The sequence below is a fragment of the Algimonas arctica genome (assembly GCF_014652695.1).
Lineage (GTDB): Bacteria > Pseudomonadota > Alphaproteobacteria > Caulobacterales > Maricaulaceae > Litorimonas > Litorimonas arctica.
This window is the reverse complement of record NZ_BMZH01000006.1, coordinates 56,780-74,430: the sequence shown is the minus strand read 5'-3', so window position 1 is coordinate 74,430 and position 17,651 is coordinate 56,780. Positions and strand designations below refer to the sequence as shown.

15 protein-coding genes are annotated in these 17,651 nt (G+C 56.8%); 7 read left to right on the top strand and 8 right to left on the bottom strand.

Annotated features, from left to right (window positions below; translation table 11 throughout):
* Nucleotides 1-142: 142 nt before the first annotated feature.
* Nucleotides 143-2,545, top strand: coding sequence for a S9 family peptidase (locus IE105_RS08705; protein WP_189497504.1), 2,403 nt, complete (start codon nucleotides 143-145; stop codon nucleotides 2,543-2,545).
* A gap of 41 nt (nucleotides 2,546-2,586) precedes the next feature.
* On the opposite strand, the gene IE105_RS08700 is transcribed toward IE105_RS08705, so the two are convergent.
* Nucleotides 2,587-3,378: a tetratricopeptide repeat protein gene (locus IE105_RS08700; RefSeq protein WP_189497502.1), complete on the bottom strand. Its 792-nt coding sequence runs from the start codon at nucleotides 3,376-3,378 to the stop codon at nucleotides 2,587-2,589.
* A 37-nt stretch (nucleotides 3,379-3,415) separates the two neighbouring features.
* Here IE105_RS08700 and IE105_RS08695 point away from each other — a divergent pair, with 37 nt between their 5' ends.
* Nucleotides 3,416-4,327, top strand: a complete 912-nt coding sequence (locus IE105_RS08695) for a Rossmann-fold NAD(P)-binding domain-containing protein (RefSeq protein WP_189497499.1) — start codon at nucleotides 3,416-3,418, stop codon at nucleotides 4,325-4,327.
* Here the strand turns inward: IE105_RS08695 and IE105_RS08690 are convergent.
* Both IE105_RS08690 and IE105_RS08685 read right to left on the bottom strand, forming a co-directional pair.
* The gene (locus IE105_RS08690) at nucleotides 4,311-5,021 is read right to left on the bottom strand and encodes a hypothetical protein (protein ID WP_189497496.1); all 711 of its coding nucleotides are present in this window, start codon (nucleotides 5,019-5,021) and stop codon (nucleotides 4,311-4,313) included. The two genes, IE105_RS08695 and IE105_RS08690, sit on opposite strands and share 17 nt — an antisense overlap.
* A gap of 120 nt (nucleotides 5,022-5,141) precedes the next feature.
* On the bottom strand, nucleotides 5,142-5,591 hold the full coding sequence (locus IE105_RS08685; RefSeq protein WP_189497493.1) for a hypothetical protein: 450 nt from the start codon (nucleotides 5,589-5,591) through the stop codon (nucleotides 5,142-5,144).
* A gap of 150 nt (nucleotides 5,592-5,741) precedes the next feature.
* On the opposite strand from IE105_RS08685, the gene IE105_RS08680 reads away from it, so the two are divergent.
* From IE105_RS08680 to IE105_RS08670, 3 genes are all read left to right on the top strand, one after another.
* Nucleotides 5,742-6,449 (top strand): hypothetical protein, encoded by a 708-nt coding sequence (locus IE105_RS08680; RefSeq protein ID WP_189497491.1) that lies wholly within the window; start codon nucleotides 5,742-5,744, stop codon nucleotides 6,447-6,449.
* Nucleotides 6,450-6,558: 109 nt separating this feature from the next.
* Complete coding sequence (locus IE105_RS08675) at nucleotides 6,559-8,520, top strand: cation:proton antiporter (RefSeq protein ID WP_189497488.1); 1,962 nt, start codon at nucleotides 6,559-6,561, stop codon at nucleotides 8,518-8,520.
* Nucleotides 8,521-8,602: 82 nt separating this feature from the next.
* The gene (locus IE105_RS08670) at nucleotides 8,603-10,492 is read left to right on the top strand and encodes a transglycosylase domain-containing protein (RefSeq protein WP_189497485.1); all 1,890 of its coding nucleotides are present in this window, start codon (nucleotides 8,603-8,605) and stop codon (nucleotides 10,490-10,492) included.
* Nucleotides 10,493-10,522: 30 nt separating this feature from the next.
* Here the strand turns inward: IE105_RS08670 and IE105_RS08665 are convergent, their stop codons facing one another.
* The 5 genes from IE105_RS08665 to cmk form a co-directional block, all read right to left on the bottom strand.
* The gene (locus tag IE105_RS08665) at nucleotides 10,523-11,398 is read right to left on the bottom strand and encodes a M48 family metallopeptidase (protein ID WP_189497483.1); all 876 of its coding nucleotides are present in this window, start codon (nucleotides 11,396-11,398) and stop codon (nucleotides 10,523-10,525) included.
* Between the two features lie 139 nt (nucleotides 11,399-11,537).
* Complete coding sequence (gene mscL / locus IE105_RS08660; RefSeq protein ID WP_189497481.1) at nucleotides 11,538-11,960, bottom strand: large conductance mechanosensitive channel protein MscL; 423 nt, start codon at nucleotides 11,958-11,960, stop codon at nucleotides 11,538-11,540.
* A 122-nt stretch (nucleotides 11,961-12,082) separates the two neighbouring features.
* Nucleotides 12,083-12,370 (bottom strand): integration host factor subunit beta, encoded by a 288-nt coding sequence (locus tag IE105_RS08655; RefSeq protein WP_189497478.1) that lies wholly within the window; start codon nucleotides 12,368-12,370, stop codon nucleotides 12,083-12,085.
* 132 nt (nucleotides 12,371-12,502) lie between these two features.
* Nucleotides 12,503-14,203: a 30S ribosomal protein S1 gene (gene rpsA / locus IE105_RS08650; RefSeq protein WP_189497475.1), complete on the bottom strand. Its 1,701-nt coding sequence runs from the start codon at nucleotides 14,201-14,203 to the stop codon at nucleotides 12,503-12,505.
* 129 nt (nucleotides 14,204-14,332) lie between these two features.
* The gene (gene cmk / locus IE105_RS08645; protein ID WP_189497472.1) at nucleotides 14,333-14,971 is read right to left on the bottom strand and encodes a (d)CMP kinase; all 639 of its coding nucleotides are present in this window, start codon (nucleotides 14,969-14,971) and stop codon (nucleotides 14,333-14,335) included.
* Nucleotides 14,972-15,148: 177 nt separating this feature from the next.
* Here cmk and IE105_RS08640 point away from each other — a divergent pair, with 177 nt between their 5' ends.
* A complete protein-coding gene (locus IE105_RS08640; RefSeq protein WP_189497469.1) occupies nucleotides 15,149-15,727 on the top strand; it encodes a DUF2199 domain-containing protein in 579 nt (192 codons plus the stop codon).
* A 1,002-nt stretch (nucleotides 15,728-16,729) separates the two neighbouring features.
* Nucleotides 16,730-17,647, top strand: coding sequence for a methionyl-tRNA formyltransferase (gene fmt / locus IE105_RS08635; RefSeq protein WP_233354075.1), 918 nt, complete (start codon nucleotides 16,730-16,732; stop codon nucleotides 17,645-17,647).
* Nucleotides 17,648-17,651: the final 4 nt, after the last annotated feature.

Sequence of the window (17,651 nt, the reverse complement as noted above, 5' to 3'; positions counted from 1 at the left end):
AAGGCCACACGAACCGCACACTGGGGGCGATATTGAGGGCTATATAGGGATGATCTTGCTCGAATAGGCCCTGCGGCGACGGTTGCTGTTGCCAAACGCGCGGCGTAAGCGAGTGCGGATTCATGCCTTCGGAGACCCCGCCATGCGCTTTCGCTTGATGTCTATATTGCTACTGAGCGTAGCTTTTGTCGCCTGTTCCAATGGGACAGATAACGACCCGGTCAAATCCGGTGACACCGACACGAATAAGACGGTTCCCGCGCTGCAAAAAGCCGCGACCGCCGCCCTCACGCCAAAAGCGCGGCGCAGCAGCTATTTGAAAACGGACCCCGGTCCGGGTCGCCTGACGCCAGAACGGCTCCACGCCAGCCCGTCCATTGACGGGACATCGCTGTCGCGGGCACGGATCGCGCCGTCCGGTGAATTTGTCACGGTCCTACAAGGCCGCGCGGACGATGCGCAGCAACAAGACCTCTGGGCCTATGACATTGAAACCGGTGAAGGCCGCTTGCTGGTCAGTTCAACCGATCTGCTCGATGCCCCCGAAGAACTCTCAGAAGAAGAAAAAAACCGCCGTGAACGCGCGCGCAACTATGGCAGCGGAATTGTTAGCTATAGCTGGGTCGGGGACAGTTTGCTGATGTTCCCGCTCGGCGGCGACCTCTATCTCTATGATCTGGATACGAGCGAGGCCCGTCAGATCACAGCCACCCCCGCGTTTGAGACAGACCCGAAAGTGTCCAAGGACGGGACCCTCATCGCCTATGTGCGCGGGGACGAGCTTTACATCAAAGAGCTTAAAACCGGATTGGAGCGTCAGCTGACAAACAGCGCGACCGACACAATCCGCAACGCGACCGCCTCCTTTGTTGTGCAAGAAGAATTGGGCCGTAATACGGGGTATTGGCTCTCGCCCGATAATTTACGCGTCGCGTTTACTCAGATCGATGAAAGCCCGATTGAGATTGAAACCCGCGCCAATATCGGCCCGGACGGCATTACCACGTTGGATCAACGCTATCCCTTTGCCGGCACGGATAATGCCACTGTGAAGTTGGGGGTTGTTCGGACCAATTCAAATCGTCCGCGCTGGGTCAATATTGGCGACGATGCGGATATCTACCTGACCCGCGTCGCCTGGTCGCCCGACAGCAAAGCCCTCTACGCAGGCGTTCTCAGTCGCGATCACAAAACCCACACCATCTACCGCGTTGATCTTTCGGATTACAGCTCAGAGATTTTCTACCAAGAAACGAGCGAAACATGGCTAAATATCCGGTCCAACTTTACCCCCGTTGAGGGCGGATTGCGGATGATTAGTGAGCGCGACGGCTTGCGCCGCTACTACGAAATCACAGCGGATGGTGCCGAGGCGCTAACCCCGCCTGACCTCCTCGTCGGCAATATTCAATGTACGGCGAGCGATGGCTCGCTCTACCTCACCGGCTGGCGGGATAGCCCCGTCTCCACCCAAATATTCAGGGTGCAGCCAGAAGCTGTCACGTTAGACGCAAACGATGAGTCTACGACCGACGTGACGATAAAAGAGGCGGTCATCACACAAATCACGACAGGCGACGGGCAGCATGGTGCTGCGTTCAACCGTGATTGTTCGCGCTATCTCGGCACTTACAGCAACGATAATACCCCGTCGCAAGTCCGCGCTTTCGAAGCCGACGGCACACCGCTGACATGGCTCTCAGAAAATGCCCTCAACGACTCGCATCCTTATGCGCCCTATCTTTCAGGGCATATTTCGCCTGAATATGGGACATTGGACGCCGAAGACGGCTCCAAACTCCACTATCAACTATACAAGCCGCTCGACCTAAAACCGGGTGAACAGCGCGCCTCTGTCACCATCGTTTACGGCGGACCGGGCGTGCAGCGCGTCATGAACCGCTGGCAACGCAAACACCTCGCGCGGATGCTGGCTCATCACGGCTTTGTCGTCTTCCAACTGGACGGTCGCGGCAGTACCAATCGCGGCAAAGCGTTCGAGGATGTGCTTTATCGCGCCATGGGCCGCGCCGAAGTCGTGGATCAGACGGTGGGTGCGGATTGGCTCAAGCAGCAGAGCTTTATCGATCCGGACCGCATGGGCGTCTATGGTTGGTCCTACGGCGGCTATATGACCTTAATGATGCTGGGGCAGACCGATCTCTATGCGTCCGGCGTATCCGGCGCGCCTGTCTCTGATTGGGCGCTTTACGACACGGCCTATACGGAACGCTATCTCGGCGATCCGCGCCCCGACAATGTCAACTACACCCAAGGCGCGTATGAAGAAGGCTCCGTCTTTGCGCATTTAGACGGGCTGACCGAACCGGTTCTGCTTATTCACGGCATGGCCGACGATAATGTTGTCTTCCGCCATACGGTGAAGCTTGTGGATGCCCTGCAAAAGCGCGGCCGACACAATCTCCACCTGATGACCTATCCGGGGGAAAAACACGGCTTTCGCGCCGAGACAGCGCGTATTCACCGTGATCGGCAATTATTGGAATTCTTCCTCGAGACGTTTGACTTACAAGAGGACGAGTAACCCGAGCGGTCTTGCCTGCTCGGGCGGTGAGAGAATAGCCTCTACTCGTTGGCTTGCACGTCTGGGGCGGACGGAGACGCCGTATCTGTCTCTGTCTCTGTCTCTGTCTCTGTCTCTGGATCGCCCATATCCTCGCCGTCATTCTCAAGCGCCGCCTCGATTTCCGCGAGCCGGATCGCTTCATTGATATGCCCGCGCAGCAAAGCCGTTTCGACCGAGGTCAGGTCGGCGTTCAAGGCAGCTTCAATATCGGTTTTCGCAGCGACCAAACGGCCTGCGCGCATCCGCATATCGGCGCGGTAGCGTAACGCCTCCGCGCTTTTCGGGTGATGCAACAGCACGCGGGTGAGTTCTGTTTCGGCCTGATCCAGATCGCCCTTCATCACGTAGGCGCGGGCGCGGGCAATACGTAAGTCTGCGTTTTCCGCATCATATTCTAGACCCGCCGTTGCGGATTCAAAGGCTTTGTCCGGATCCTGCGCCGCAAGCCAGAAATTCGCCGCTTCGGCCCTGAAATTCAATCGCATCTCTTTCGACCCGCCGTCACGGCTATCCGCTAACGTGTCGAGACGGTTCGCCGCTTCACTTTCGTGGCCGAGCGCAAACAAGGCCATCGCCTCACAATGACGCGCCCGACGACCGCCGCCTTGATCACGCCAGATCATCGCCTCTTCATAAGCGATATCCTGATCAACGGCGATGCGTTCGAGGCAGGCTTTATGGCGCGCGTCTAATTGCGGCGTTAGATCTGCCGCAGATGTGGATGAGACCACACCCCCACTTGCCAGCCCGCCCACAAGCACAGAAAGAAGGATATAAGAAAACCGTGTCATAGAGGCGCGCTATACGGGATCGGAGATCACCGCGACAATGCGCCCGCGCGTTACATTACAGTTACCTGCCGCGCCCTGCGGGCACGCTCACAGCGCCGTTTTCTCGCTTCACGGCGCATCGGTTCTCTTGCTCGGCTATGGCTATGTCGCGCGGGCGCTGGCGCCTGTGTTGGTTGCGGCTGGCGCGCGCGTCCAATTCACGACACGCCGTAACAGTGCGGCGCTGGGTGACGCGGCTCTGCAGTTTGACACAGCCGCGATGCGGACAGCCTTCGCGGCCGCTGATATTGTGCTCAGCTCTGTCGCGCCATCCAAAGATGGATATGACCCTGCCCTTGTCGCTCTGGAAAACGTTCAAAGCCGGGCCGCGTGGATCGGTTATCTCTCCGCGACGAGCGTTTATGGCGACCGGGACGGGCAATGGGCCTTCGAAGGCGAAGCGCCCGCGCCAAGCCTGCCGCGCGGAACCGCGCGCGCGGACGCAGAATTAAGCTGGTTAGAAACGCATCCGGCGACACAGGTTTTCCGTCTCGCAGGCATTTACGGTCCCGGGCGAGCCCCGTTTGAGCGCATCCGATCTGATAAAGCACGGATCATCGACGCGCCCAATCATGTCGTGAACCGCATCCATATCGATGATATCGTCACCGCCATTATGGCGTCAATCGCCCAGCCTAGCCCCCAAGATATCTTTAATATTGCCGACGGCCAGCCTGCAGCACCCGGCGAGGTCATGGCCTATGCGGCACAACTCATCGGATGTGAGACCCCGCCAACGGTGGCCCTGAATGATCCATCTGTCTCAGCGATGGCGCGTAGTTTTTATGCCGAGACGAAACGCATCGACATATCGCGCGCAAAAACACGGCTCGAATGGGAACCGCGTTTTTCGAATTATAAACTGGGGCTCAATGCGATTTTAAGCGCCGAGCTTAAGGCAGCGGTTTAAGCACTGTCGCGGACTCAGCCCCGTCGAGTTCCGCAATCATCGCATCATCCAATTGCGTCTCTTGAATGTATTTTTTGGTTTTCATGCAAGTTTCGAATTTGGGATTCAATGTGCCGTCAATGACCGCATTCTCAAACGTCCAAAAACCGCCCGCTTCCACATCACAGGTCTGCCAATCCTCTAAGGACCCGACCCCGTCTGTCCGGACATAGGACACGGACCCAACCGTCACGACGTCGACGGATTTAAAGTCTGAAATCGCGACAGTTTCAACGATTTTGATAGGTTGCTGCACCGTAGTTTCGCTCGACCATGAATCGGTTGTCGATGTATGTGTCATCGACAACGGCGTGATCGGCATTGGGGCTGTGCTCGCGCCCAGTACGTGTGTTTGCGTCACCTCGACAATCGTTTCGGCCATCATTTCGATCTTGTCCTGATCGTCTGTGATCGTCTCGTCTAAGACCATGTCCGTATGCTCGACAGTCTCACCTTCAACGGCGACCTCCGCGAATTGTGTGTCTTGCTTTGGCGCGTCCCGCAACAGAGCCCGGACGGGCGTGCTGACAAATCTGGCGACATATTTTGTCCCGCTCCAAGCGCCATCAGCCGCTCCACCGATCACGGCGCACCCCGAAAGGCTTGTCCCGGTCAAAGCAATAATCGTCAGGGTTTTGAGCGCAAGTTTCGCCATTTTGGTCTCCAAAGTGACACAGCGCCCGACGTAGCGCGACACCGCGTTGATCTTATCTATTCAAGTTACATGCCAATAAGGCAGCAAAAGAGACGAATAGCGCCTCCCCTTACGGCGGATTTATGCGTCCGGTGTGCCCACTGTTAGGATAGACTCTGACGGCACATTCGTGCGCAAGTCCGACGCTAATGTCGCGGAGTAGTCAAAAGCCGGACGATCCAAGGACTGACCCGGTTGGATATCCATATGGGACACGCCGACCGCTTTGGCCGAATGATCTTCAGATATCACGTCCCACATCTCTGCTTGCTTAGGACCGCTAAAATCGGCGCGGGATGGAATTTTTATCGTCATCGGAATTACGGTTCCCGGCGCGTCAAAGCCCTGAGTCGAGGACACATCAATATGCGAGACAGCAAGCTTAACCTCAGCGCGGGGCGTCATGACGTCCCACATTTCGACGGGCGCATTGGCTGTGTTCAAAGCCGGTCCGGCCAGAGCCTGGGCTGGCAATACGGCCGTCGCCAGTGTGAGGACGAGACACAATGATTTTATTGAATAAGTCGCCATGATCGGTCTTTTTCTATATCTTCAGGATCGTGACACATGTCGCCGCCTACCCCCCTCACTATTCAAGCCCCGTGCCAAATACGCCTCAGAGGCGAGTTTCCGTGCGCGCTTTATCTTGACAGAGCCGCGACCAAATCGCACCGCAGCGCCATGTCCAAAAAGTCTCCAAAATCGCCAAACACCCCCAAAACCGCCAAAGCCAAAACGGCTAAGGATGATGGAATCGTCGGCGAAGCCACGCCCACCACGCCGGATAAGACAGGCGCCAAAGGGTTAGATATTGGTAGACCGTCCGCCGATGGCCTACCGATTGAAGACCCAGATGCTTTGCCAACCCACAGGGAGCACGGCCCGCGCCTGCAAACCTTATTCGACGTCGCCCAAGCCTATGGCACGCGGAGCTTTGACAATTATGCGCGCATTCGGAGTCTCGCCGAAACGCTGCGGGATGAATTTTGTGCGTGGCTTAGCCGAGAGCCGGGCTGTGTCTATTTGATCCCACCGGAAGGACGATTTTCAGCCAAGAACTATCAATCCGCAGCCTTCTCTGTTGCGGGTAAAGGCTATTTACCGCTCAAACCGATAAGCTTTGGCCTCGCCGTTCGCGTCTCCGAAGATATGGATTTCATTCGTTTGAAAATGACCTGTCGCAAAGAAGGCGACAGTATGTTTGTGCAGATTGAAGATGGACTTGAAATTCGCGTCGACCAACCCGTGACCGAAGATAGTCTGACGCCCTTATTCCAAGCCACTTACTCACATCTGATCGAATTTTTCCAAGATCGAATCGATGAATATGACAATGGACGCTACGGAACGCAGGACATCGGCTTCGATTTGCAACGGATCGGCGGATAGTTCATCTGCGTCTAGGTGAATTTGCCTCATCCTTCTGCTTCCCCTTAACCACTCAGCGCGCTAAAGCGGACCCTTCGATGCGGGCCCATCCGCGCTATTCGGAGCCTTCATGGCTGCTTCAATGACTGCCGATGCCGCCCATGCGATGGCGTTTAGCCTGCCAATTAAGATCGCCTTGATTGGTGTTCTCGGGATTGGCGCTCAATGGCTCGCGTGGCGATTGCAACGTCCGGCTATTGTTCTGATGGCGGTTGCTGGATTGATTTTTGGCCCGCTGCTTGGCGCGCTTTTACAATTCAACCTGCCCACCCCCATTGCTGACTTCGTCCAGCTGTTCCGCCTCGACCCCGTGAATGATTTCGGCGACCTTTATCGACCGCTCGTCGGGCTTTCGGTGGCCATTATCCTGTTTGAAGGCGGTCTGAACCTGCGTTTCCGTGATCTCGGAGATGCGCGTAACGCCGTTCTGCGCATGGTGTTTCTCGGCGGTCCGATTGCGTGGGTGCTCGGTGCGATGGCCGCCTATTACATCGTTGGCCTTCCGCTACTCATTGCCGTCATGGTAGGCGGTCTCTTCGTCGTCACCGGCCCAACCGTGATTATGCCTTTATTGCGCCAAGCGCATCTAAAGCCCCGACCCGCCAACATCTTGAAATGGGAAGGGATTGTGAATGATCCCGTCGGCGCGCTGTTTGCCGTGATTGGCTATGAAATCATCGTCTTTCAACTGACTGGCGTTTCCGCCGCAGCGATCTTTGGACGGCTTGCCTTCGCCGCCATTTTTGGTGTCGTGATCGGGATTGCCTCGGCTTACGCTTTGGCGTGGTCCTTCCGGCGTGGTCATATTCCGGAATATCTCAAGGCCCCGGTCGTGCTCGCGTGGGTGCTGGCCGTCTATGTGTTGTCCAATAAGCTCGCGGATGAAACAGGCCTGCTGACCGTGACTGCAATGGGCATGACGATGGCCAATCTGAAATTTGCGGCACAAGTCGAAATGCGTCGGTTCAAAGAGACCATTACCATTATTCTCGTCTCAGGTGTGTTCGTCATTCTAACCGCGACTCTCACACCGGCCGTACTCAAAGCCTTCTTGCTGGAATGGCGCGTCTGGGCCTTTGTCGCCGCGATGATGGTCCTCGTCCGTCCGATCGCTGTAATGCTCTCTACGCTCGGCACAGGCCTCAACTGGCGCGAGAGCCTGCTCGTCAGCCTGATTGCGCCACGCGGGATCGTGGCCGTCGCCGTCGCCGGTTTGTTCGCGGCAGAGCTGCAAGCGCTCGGTCTTGATCAAGGCGCCCTGTTTGTGCCGCTCGCCTTCGCGCTTGTTGGTGTCACGGTTATCTTTGCGGGCTTCTTCATTGGTCCGCTCGCCAAAGCACTCGGCCAAAGCGCGGGCGGCGGCGACGGTGTGCTCATCGTCGGCGCGAACCCATGGTCGCTCGGCCTTGCCAAAGCGCTGCGCGATATGAACATCAATGTGTTGATTGCGGACACGAACTGGCGCCGTCTGCGGGCCGCGCGCTTGGATGGTCACAACACTTATTTCGGCGAAGTCCTGTCGGAAAGCGCTGACTATTCGCTTGATCACTCCCAGTTCAATCACATCATTTCCGCGACGCCAAATGATGCGTATAATGCGCTCGTCAGTGTGGAATTCGGACCTGAGCTTGGCCGCAACCGCGTCTTCCAGATCATGAATAATGACGGCGAGGCCGAAGATGAGAGCATCGCCTTCACCTCGCGCGGTCGTACACTCACTTCGCGCGGTCGATCCTTCGATGCGCTCACGCGCGATTGGTGGAATGGCTGGCGCTTCCGCGTCACCAAACTCTCTGACGAATATTCGCTGGAAGATTTCTACCGGGATCGCGGCGATAATCTCGATCTGATCGTGGCTAAAAAAGCCGATGGTAGTTTGGAATTTATCCAACCCGGACAGGAAGACCGCGCCCGAAAGGCGACGGTTCTCTCCTTCTGCCCGGCGACAGATAAGGACGTGTCGCGCGGTGAAGGCGCGAAACGCGCGGGCGGCAGCACGCTGGCCGGACCGACGGCGAAATTACCGACTTAATTCCACGAAAGCAGACCTCCGCTTAAACGGGCCTTAACCATGATGAGAGCAAAGCAAAGCTCCCGTCGTCTCAAGGTCCGTTATGCGCCTCGCGCTTCCGACAATACCGCCCCATTTGGCCAAATTCTGCCGTCTCACGGCAACGGCTGGGGCCGCCTGCGCCTATCTCACAGGGATGGCCGTCCTGTCTGCCTTCGCCTATGTCAGCGCCGAGTTGCCGGACCCGTCGCGCCTGTGGGAACAAACTCGTCCCCCGTCTATCCAGATTGTTGACCGCCAAGGCCGTGACCTCGCCGTGCGCGGCGCCCATGCGCTAGACCCTATTCCGATCCGTTCCTTGCCCGCCCATGTCCGGCAGGCGTTCTTGGCAACGGAAGACCGTCGATATTATTCCCATTCAGGCGTCGACCCTTACGGCCTGACGCGCGCCATGGTCGCCAACCTCCGCGCGGGCCGTATCGTCGAGGGCGGATCTACGCTGACCCAACAATTGACGAAAAACGTCTTTCTTACACCAGAGCAAACCCTGTCCCGTAAGGCGCAGGAAATGATTGTTGCGATCTGGCTAGAACGGCGCTTCACCAAGAATGAATTGCTGCGCCTTTATCTCAGCCGGGTTTATTTCGGCAGCGGTGCTTGGGGTCTCGAAGCCGCGTCTGAGACCTATTTCGGTCGCTCGCCCACTGATATCTCGCTCTCAGAGGCGGCCCTTCTCGCGGGGTTGCTCAAAGCGCCTTCTGCGTTGAACCCGACCCATAACGCCGCCGCCGCCGCGGATCGCATGCGCACCGTCTTGCGCACGATGGACCGTCAATCGCTCTTGGGGGACGGCGTGTTAGAGACTGCCTTAGCCACCCCTGTTTATGTCTTGTCACCGCGCCGCTCTGGTACACCCGATTATTTTATTGATTGGGTCTGGCCAGAGATAGAAAAACAGATCGGTATTCCGAATCGCGACCTCACCATCCAAGTTAGTCTCGACAAGGAACTGCACCGTGTCGCGCAAAATGCCCTTGCCACCCATCTTGACCCGGACCGCCGCGCCGATCAGGGCGCGCTCGTCCTTTTGGGCGATCGTGGCGAGGTTCTCGCGATGGTCGGCGGGGCTGATTATTCACGCAGCCAGTATAATCGCGCTGTGCAAGCGACCCGACAACCCGGCAGCGCGTTTAAACCGATTGTCTATCTGGCGGGAATTCGCGCGGGATTGCGCCCTTGGACCGTGCGCACGGATGCGCCCATTACGGTTGAGGGCTGGCAACCGCGTAATTTCAAGAAGACGTTTGCCGGCGCGATCACATTAGAAGACGCGCTCGCACGGTCGATCAATACCGTCGCCGTGCAAGTGTCAGAGGAAGCAGGACGGGAGCGTATCGTCGCCACGGCGGCGGATTTAGGCCTTCACGGTCTCAAACCTTACGCCTCACTCGCGCTCGGCGCCCAAGGCATTCCCGTCATTGATATGGCGACGGCCTACTTGCCCTTTGCGACAGGCGGCGACGCCTATGAGAGCTACGGTCTGATTTCTATTGCGACCGCCGAAGGCACGCCGCTTTACTACCGAGAACAAGCCCCGCCTCGCACGGTCCTGACACCGGAAGAAGTTCGGCACATCAACCGCATGTTGGTCCTGACTGTCGAACACGGAACAGGACGACGCGCGCGGGTTGAAGGCCGGACAGTCGCCGGTAAAACAGGTACAACAAATGATAATCGCGACGCTTGGTTCGTCGGTTACGCACCGGGCGTAACCCTCGCCGTCTGGGTCGGGAACGATCGGAATGAGCCGATGCGGTATGTCACGGGCGGGACCCTGCCAGCGGATATATTTTCGGACGTTATGACAGTTGCGCTGGCGGATCGCCCCCAGGCTAGCCTCCCGCAAACCGCCAAACCGGATGATGTCGTGCGCAAGGACCGATTAAACTCGCTGCTTGACCACTTGGAAGAGGCCACCACCGCAGGGCAATAAACCCAGCGGCACCATGCCCGCCGTGATGTGTTAATTCAGCGAAATATCGGTGGGACAATTCTGATTATAAACTTCAATCGCTTCGGGCATCCATGTCTTGAAATCATTGATCCGGGTTTCAGGACTCGGGTGTGTGCTTTGAAACTCGGGCGGTGTCGCCCCGCCGGCCGCGCCCATGCGTTCCCACAATCGCGGGGCTTCACGAGGATCATAACAGGCCCGCGCCATCAGGATCAGGCCGATATAATCGGCTTCTGATTCATGGGCGCGTGAAAACGGTAAAGCGTAGCCATATTGGCTAATCCCGCCAAATACGCCCATAACAGCCTGTTGCGCGCCGCTATCCATGCCGCCTGCGCCCATTGCGACGCCGGCTCCAACAATGCGCTGCATATTTTGTTGCGCCATCCGCTCTGCACCGTGGTGTGCCAGCGCATGGCCGACTTCGTGGCCCATCACCACCGCAAGGCCGTCTTCTGTCTGCGCCACAGGGATGAGGCCCGTATAGACGGCTGTGTACCCGCCCGGCAGGGCGAAGGCGTTAACTTGATCGCTATCAATCACGTTGAACGCCCACTCAAACCCAGGGTCTTCGGGCGCGGCAGCGCGCGCAATCCGAGCACCAATATCGCGCACAACTGTGACGACGGGTTCATCGCGCAAAACGCGGGAGTCGGACAGGATTTGCTGGTAGCTTTGCAGACCCAGTTGCATCTCTTGCGCAGGCTCCATCGTGCGAAGCTGCGTGCGTCCCGTAAATGGGACTTGTTCTTGATTGGCAAAATAATAAACGGCCGCGCCTACGGCAAACAGCAACATGATTTGCCAACGAAAGCCACCGCCCCGACGGCGAACGGATTGGCCGCCAAAGTTGGATCTGGTTAAGGATGCGCGACGATTGACCATGTGACCTTCCTAATATTCTTACTCAATATAGCCGATGGAGGCGAAAAAGTTCCCATCGCTTAGACAGACAATCATTCAAACAACAAAAAAGCCGCCACGACAGAGTCGCGGCGGCTTGAATTTCAGGCGCGATTGGCGACTAAAGTTTGGCGTTTTGTCGCGCCAAAAGATCACGGATTTCTGCGAGCAGAACTTGATCAGCCGGCGGCGCGGACGGCGCGGCTTCTTCTTTTTTCTTAGCTTTGTTCAAACCTTTGATGATCATGAACATAACGAAAGCCACAATGATGAAAGAGATCGTGGCCGACAGGAATGTCCCGAAGTCAACAACGGCCGCATCTGTCAATACGGTGCCATCCGCAGCAAGGACCGCTTCGCTCACGGTGAATTTCATTTCTGAGAGATCAATCCCGCCCATGACCGGTGACAGTAATGGCAAGAATACGCCTTGGGTGAACGCTGTGACAACAGTCGCAAACGCTGAGCCCATGACGAAGCCAACGGCCATATCGACAAGATTGCCCTTCATGGCGAAAGATTTGAATTCTGAAAGCATACCCATTTGATTATATCCCCATAATCGCTTGCGCCAAAATGGCGCAGTTAACGGGCCATCATAAGCAAAACGTCGTTGAATGTAAGATTAATACGGGGTTTGGTGCGCGAAAATTCCGCGAAAACTCACTAATCGCGCGATTCGTCGATCCGTTCGCGGAGGTCCTTGCCCGTTCGAAAGAACGGTACATGTTTCTCTGGCACAGCAACAGGATCGCCCGTGCGAGGATTACGTCCGGCCCGCGCTTTGCGATGACGCACAGAAAACGCGCCAAATCCGCGCAATTCAACGCGGGCGCCGCGTTCTAATGTTTGGGTCACGGATTCCAGCACGACCGCGACAACACGCTCCATGTCGCGGCGCGTTAAATGCGGGTTCTCTTCGTGGAGTCGGTCTATGAGCTCTGATCGTAGCATGCGCCTTGTTAACCGCGTTCGGACGCATCTCGTCAAGAGCAATCGGGCTTTCAAGTCAAAAAAAAGCCCCCGCCCGGTTTTACCGAGCGGGGGCCTAAACGTAAGACCCTCAAATTGGGGGTCTAAGTGTCGTTATTCGCCTTTCAGCGCGGCACCGAGGATATCGCCGAGGGACGCACCGGAGTCGCTAGACCCATATTGTGCGACAGCTTTCTTCTCTTGGCTGATTTCCAGCGCTTTGATCGACAGCTGATACTGACGCGTTTTACGGTCAACGCGGGTAATCATCGCGTCAACTTTATCGCCAACAGCAAACCGTTCCGGGCGTTGCTCTGAACGATCGCGGGACAGATCACCCTTACGGATGAAGGCGGCGACTTCAACTTCGTCTTCGCCGAAGGTGACATCAAGGCCAGCTGGCTGCACGTTCGTGACAGTACATGTGACCGTGTTGCCTTTGCCGAACGACTTGGCGCCTTCTGGCATTGTGTCGCGTTCCAGCTGTTTCACGCCGAGAGAGATACGCTCTTTCTCAACATCAACTTCGAGGATCTTGGCTTCAACCATATCGCCTTTGTTGTAGTCCTTGAGGGCTTCTTCGCCAGACTTGTCCCACGACAGGTCGGAGAGGTGAGCCATGCCGTCGATATCGTCTTCGAGACCGATGAACAGACCAAACTCGGTGACGGATTTGACTTCGCCAGAGATTGTTGAACCGACCGGGAAACGCTCTGTGAAGCTGTCCCATGGGTTGGCTTGAACCTGCTTGAGGCCGAGTGAGATGCGACGCTTCTCTTCGTCCACGTCCAACACTTCGACTTCGACTTCTTGTGAAGTCGACACGATCTTGCCGGGATGCACGTTCTTCTTGGTCCAAGACATTTCAGACACATGGACGAGGCCTTCAACGCCCTCTTCCAATTCGATGAATGCACCGTAATCAGCGATATTCGTAACGCGGCCAGTGTGACGTGTGCCGGGCGTGTATTTCGCAGCGGCTGCATTCCACGGATCATCCTGCAATTGCTTCATGCCGAGGCTGATGCGCTGTGTTTCAGGATTAATGCGGATAACTTTGACCTGAACCGTGTCGCCCACATTGAGGACTTGGCTCGGGTGGGAGACGCGACGCCAGCTCATGTCGGTGACATGCAATAGACCATCGATACCGCCGAGATCGACGAATGCGCCGTAATCGGTGATATTCTTGACCACGCCTTCGCGGACTTCGCCTTCTTGCAACTGAGCAACAAGCTCAGCACGCTGTTCGGCACGGCTTTCCTCGAGGATCGCACGACGCGAGACAACGATGTTGCCACGGCTCTTGTCCATTTTCAGGATCATGAACGGCTGCTCGGAACCCATCAACGGACCAATGTCGCGCACGGGGCGGATATCAACCTGTGAACCGGGCAAGAAGGCATTGATGCCGCCAAGGTCAACCGTAAAGCCGCCTTTAACGCGACCAACGATGACGCCTTTGACCGGCTCTTCACCTTCGTGGAACTTGGACATGGTGACCCAGCTCTCTTCGCGGCGTGCTTTGTCGCGCGACAGAACGGCTTGGCCGAGCGCGTTTTCGATGCGCTCTAGAAAGACTTCGACCGTGTCGCCGACTTTCAGCTTATTCTCTTGTCCTGGCTCATAAAATTCGCGCAGTTCGATCCGGCCTTCAGTTTTCAGGCCGACATCAACAATGGCGATGTCTTTTTCGATACCAGTGACGATACCTTCGACGACTTTGCCTTCGCGCATAGGAGACGCTTCGACAGCCGCCTCAAACATGGCGGCGAAATCATCGGTGGAGGGGTTGAGGGTTTCCTCAATAATCATGGGGTGTCCAAATATGGTCCTGCCGACAGATCATAGGACCTGCGGACTACCCGGACCGGAATGGCCGGGTTTGTTGAAACTCACGAAGTCAAAAAGGGGAGAGACCTTGGAGGGGTCCGCTCAGCGTTTTTAGGCGTTCGCGTCCAGCACTGCATCGATCATTCGAATAGCCGTACTGACCGCGCGCTCTATAGAGAGATCGGTCGTATCCAGCAAGTGCGCATCGACAGCGGGTTTGAGCGGCGCGACGCGGCGGTTCATGTCGCGGTGGTCGCGTTCCGTAAGGTCCGACAGCACGCCCGCCAAAGTCACATCTTCGCCGTAGCCCAATAGCTCTTGATAGCGCCGCTCGGCCCGCACTTCCGGGTCCGCCGTGACAAATAGTTTCGCGTCCGCATCGGGGCAAATCACCGTGCCAATATCGCGCCCATCCAGCACCGCGCCTTTGGCGGCAAAATCGCGCTGAAACGCGAGCAGCGCCGCGCGCACTGGCGGATGTACACTGACCTTTGACGCCGCCGCGCCGATCTCTCCGCTCTTAAGATAAGGATCATCCAAGGTGGACGGATCAATCTGCGCCGCAATCACCGCCGCCTGCTCCCCCTCCGCCAGCGACACGCCCGCCGCCAACACATCCCGCGCCACCGCCCGGTACAGCTTCCCCGTGTCGAGACAGGCCAAGCCATAATGCGCGGCGATGCGGCGCGAGAGCGTGCCTTTGCCGGAGGAAAAGGTTCCGTCGATGGCGATGTTGAGGGGATGGGTCATGGTGTGGGGCGTTTAAGGTGGTTTGAAAACTTATGTAAGAATAGAGCGATGATTTACACGGGTCTCTCAAAAGGCGTTTCAAATTGCAAACTCGCAATCACTCTATCCAATATGATATAATAGCCATAATTCATGATATAACAGCCATAACTCAAATTCAGTCTGAAAGCTGGCAATATGCTCCAAAAGTGGCGTGATAAACGGATCGAAGCCAAAACATTAGAAGAATTGAAAGCGATGGCGTCAGGGTCTTGGATATGCTCAAAGTGTGATGACAAGCATACAGGCCTTTTTCATTTAGCAGTTTTTGGACCCGCCGCTTGGCCCGGCGAAGCGGATTATGAGCCTAACGCCAATCTTTGCCTCGACGGGAATTTTCTTTCAGAAGATTTTTGCGTCATCAATGGAGAAAATTTTATAGTTCGCTGCGTATTGCTCCTGCCAATTCACGGCTTGGAGCAACCGCTCGGCTTCGGGGTATGGTCAACGCTATCGCGCGAAAACTTCGAGGCACATGTGAGTGAATTTGACCCTGGCCATACCAGTAAAGGTGTCGAATGGACTGGTTGGTTCATGAATCAATTACCCGTTTTTGGTGAAACTTACGCCACGCCATGTTGGGTTTACCCACAAAAGAACAGGCAACGCCCGCAAGTGTTTATGCAGGACGAAAACTCTGACCTCGGTCGATTACAGCGTGACGGAATTACCGCACAACGAGCCTTAGACATTTATCGTCATTATGGGCATGTGTAATCGACACCTCTTATTTCATTATCGATCATTTTGTTAGTTGCCCGAACATAAGCAGCTCTCTTTCGCATTCTGCGTACAAACATTTCGTCTCAGGCAGACTTGATCGGCCTGCCCATGGAGCATAATTCTCACCTTTTCATTCAGCTTGGCGATCGCGCCTTGGCCCCGCCCCCGGATCAAGTCCGGGGCAGGCTGCACAAGTCGGCGGTAAGCGTGTGGGGATGGGTGGAGAGATGGTCTTCGTTGGGTCGCTGATGTGAGTTCAAGCCCCCTTCGGGCACTCTGCGTGCCGCTCTCCCAATTCTTCCGCTCATCCCGACGCAGGTCGGGATCCAGCCCTCGGTGAGTTTTGCAGTTTGACTGTTTTGTTTCAGGGTCGTGCTGGATCCCGATTGTCATCGGGATGAGCGAGGGGCGTTTGGTAAGACTGAGGGGTGGAGGGGGAGACGGGGTTTGGGCGTTACACTCTGGCTTAGCTTGAATTTAATCTTCGAGGTCTCCCCCTCCGACCTCGCTTCGTTCGCCCACCTCCCCCTGTCCGGGGGAGGAACGGAGGGGCGAAACCCCGTCTATCCAACCCGAACGGCGCGGGCCGTTCGGCACTTCGCTATCATCCATCCCCCAGATGGATGATCAGAGACGCTTCGTGTCCGTCACAGGGCAAAGCCCGCGCTTCGTGCCGCTTAATCAAGCGAGATACGCAAGTTGCCGCCGGATCTGCGAGGCGGTTGGACGTGGACGTCTGCCTAAAGACAGCCGGCGCCTCTCTCTCCTACATCGCGGCGCTTGACGCCGTCATCCATCTCCAGACGGTTCGTAGGATTGGCGCTTCGCGATAGGGCGCTCCGGTGTTGGATCACCGAATCAAGTTCGGTGATGAAGGGGCGTTTTAAACCCAATGGCCTTCCACCGCCGACACCGCTTGAATTTAACCCTTGGCCTGCTCTATTCTCCTAGCTCAACTCTCGAACAATTCGTTCTTCCACACTCAGGATTTCCCCCTTGCCGCTTAATGTCGTTTTCATGGGCACGCCCGACTTTGCTGTGCCGTCGCTGGCCGAAATTGTCGCCAATGGGCATAATGTTGTGCGCGTTTACACGCAGCCGCCGCGCAAATCCGGGCGCGGTCAGAAATTGACGAAGTCGCCCGTACATCAATTTGCCGAGATCATGGGGCTTCCGGTCGAGACGCCGGAGAGTTTCCGCAAATCCGCCGTGATTGATGGGCTTGAGGCGCTGAACGCTGATGTCGCCTGCGTCGTTGCCTACGGTCAAATCCTGCCGCAACGGGCGCTCGACGCCCCGACGGAGGGCTGCTTGAACCTGCATGGGTCGCTGCTGCCGCGGTGGCGGGGGGCGGCGCCGATCCAGCGCGCGATTATGGCGGGCGACGCCCAGACCGGGGTACAGATCATGCAAATGGCCAAGGGGCTGGATACGGGCGATGTGCTCCTGTCCGAGACCCTCGATATTTTCCCCCATGATACGGCGCAGAGCCTATCGGACCGGATGGCGCAGATTGGCGCGGGCATGTGGCCGCGAATTCTCGGCGCTGTCGAGCGCGGCGCAATCAGGCCCGTCCCGCAGGACGGCGAACCCACCTATGCCCATAAAATTGACAAGGCCGAGGCCCGGATCGATTGGTCCCGCCCCGCCTCCGCGCTAGATTGTCACATTCGCGGCCTCGCGCCCTTCCCCGGGGCGTGGTGCGAAATTGACGGCGCGCGTGTTAAAGTGCATATGGCAATAGCAGAGCACGGATCAGGACGTCCGGGCGAAGTGCTGGATGAAGGGTTATTGGTTGCCTGTGGCGACAGCGCCCTCCGTTTAACAAAAGTCCAGCCCGCCGGAAAGCCGGTCATGACCACAGAGGCCTTTCTCCACGGATCACCCGTGGCTAAGGGCACTGTTTTACTTTAAGAAA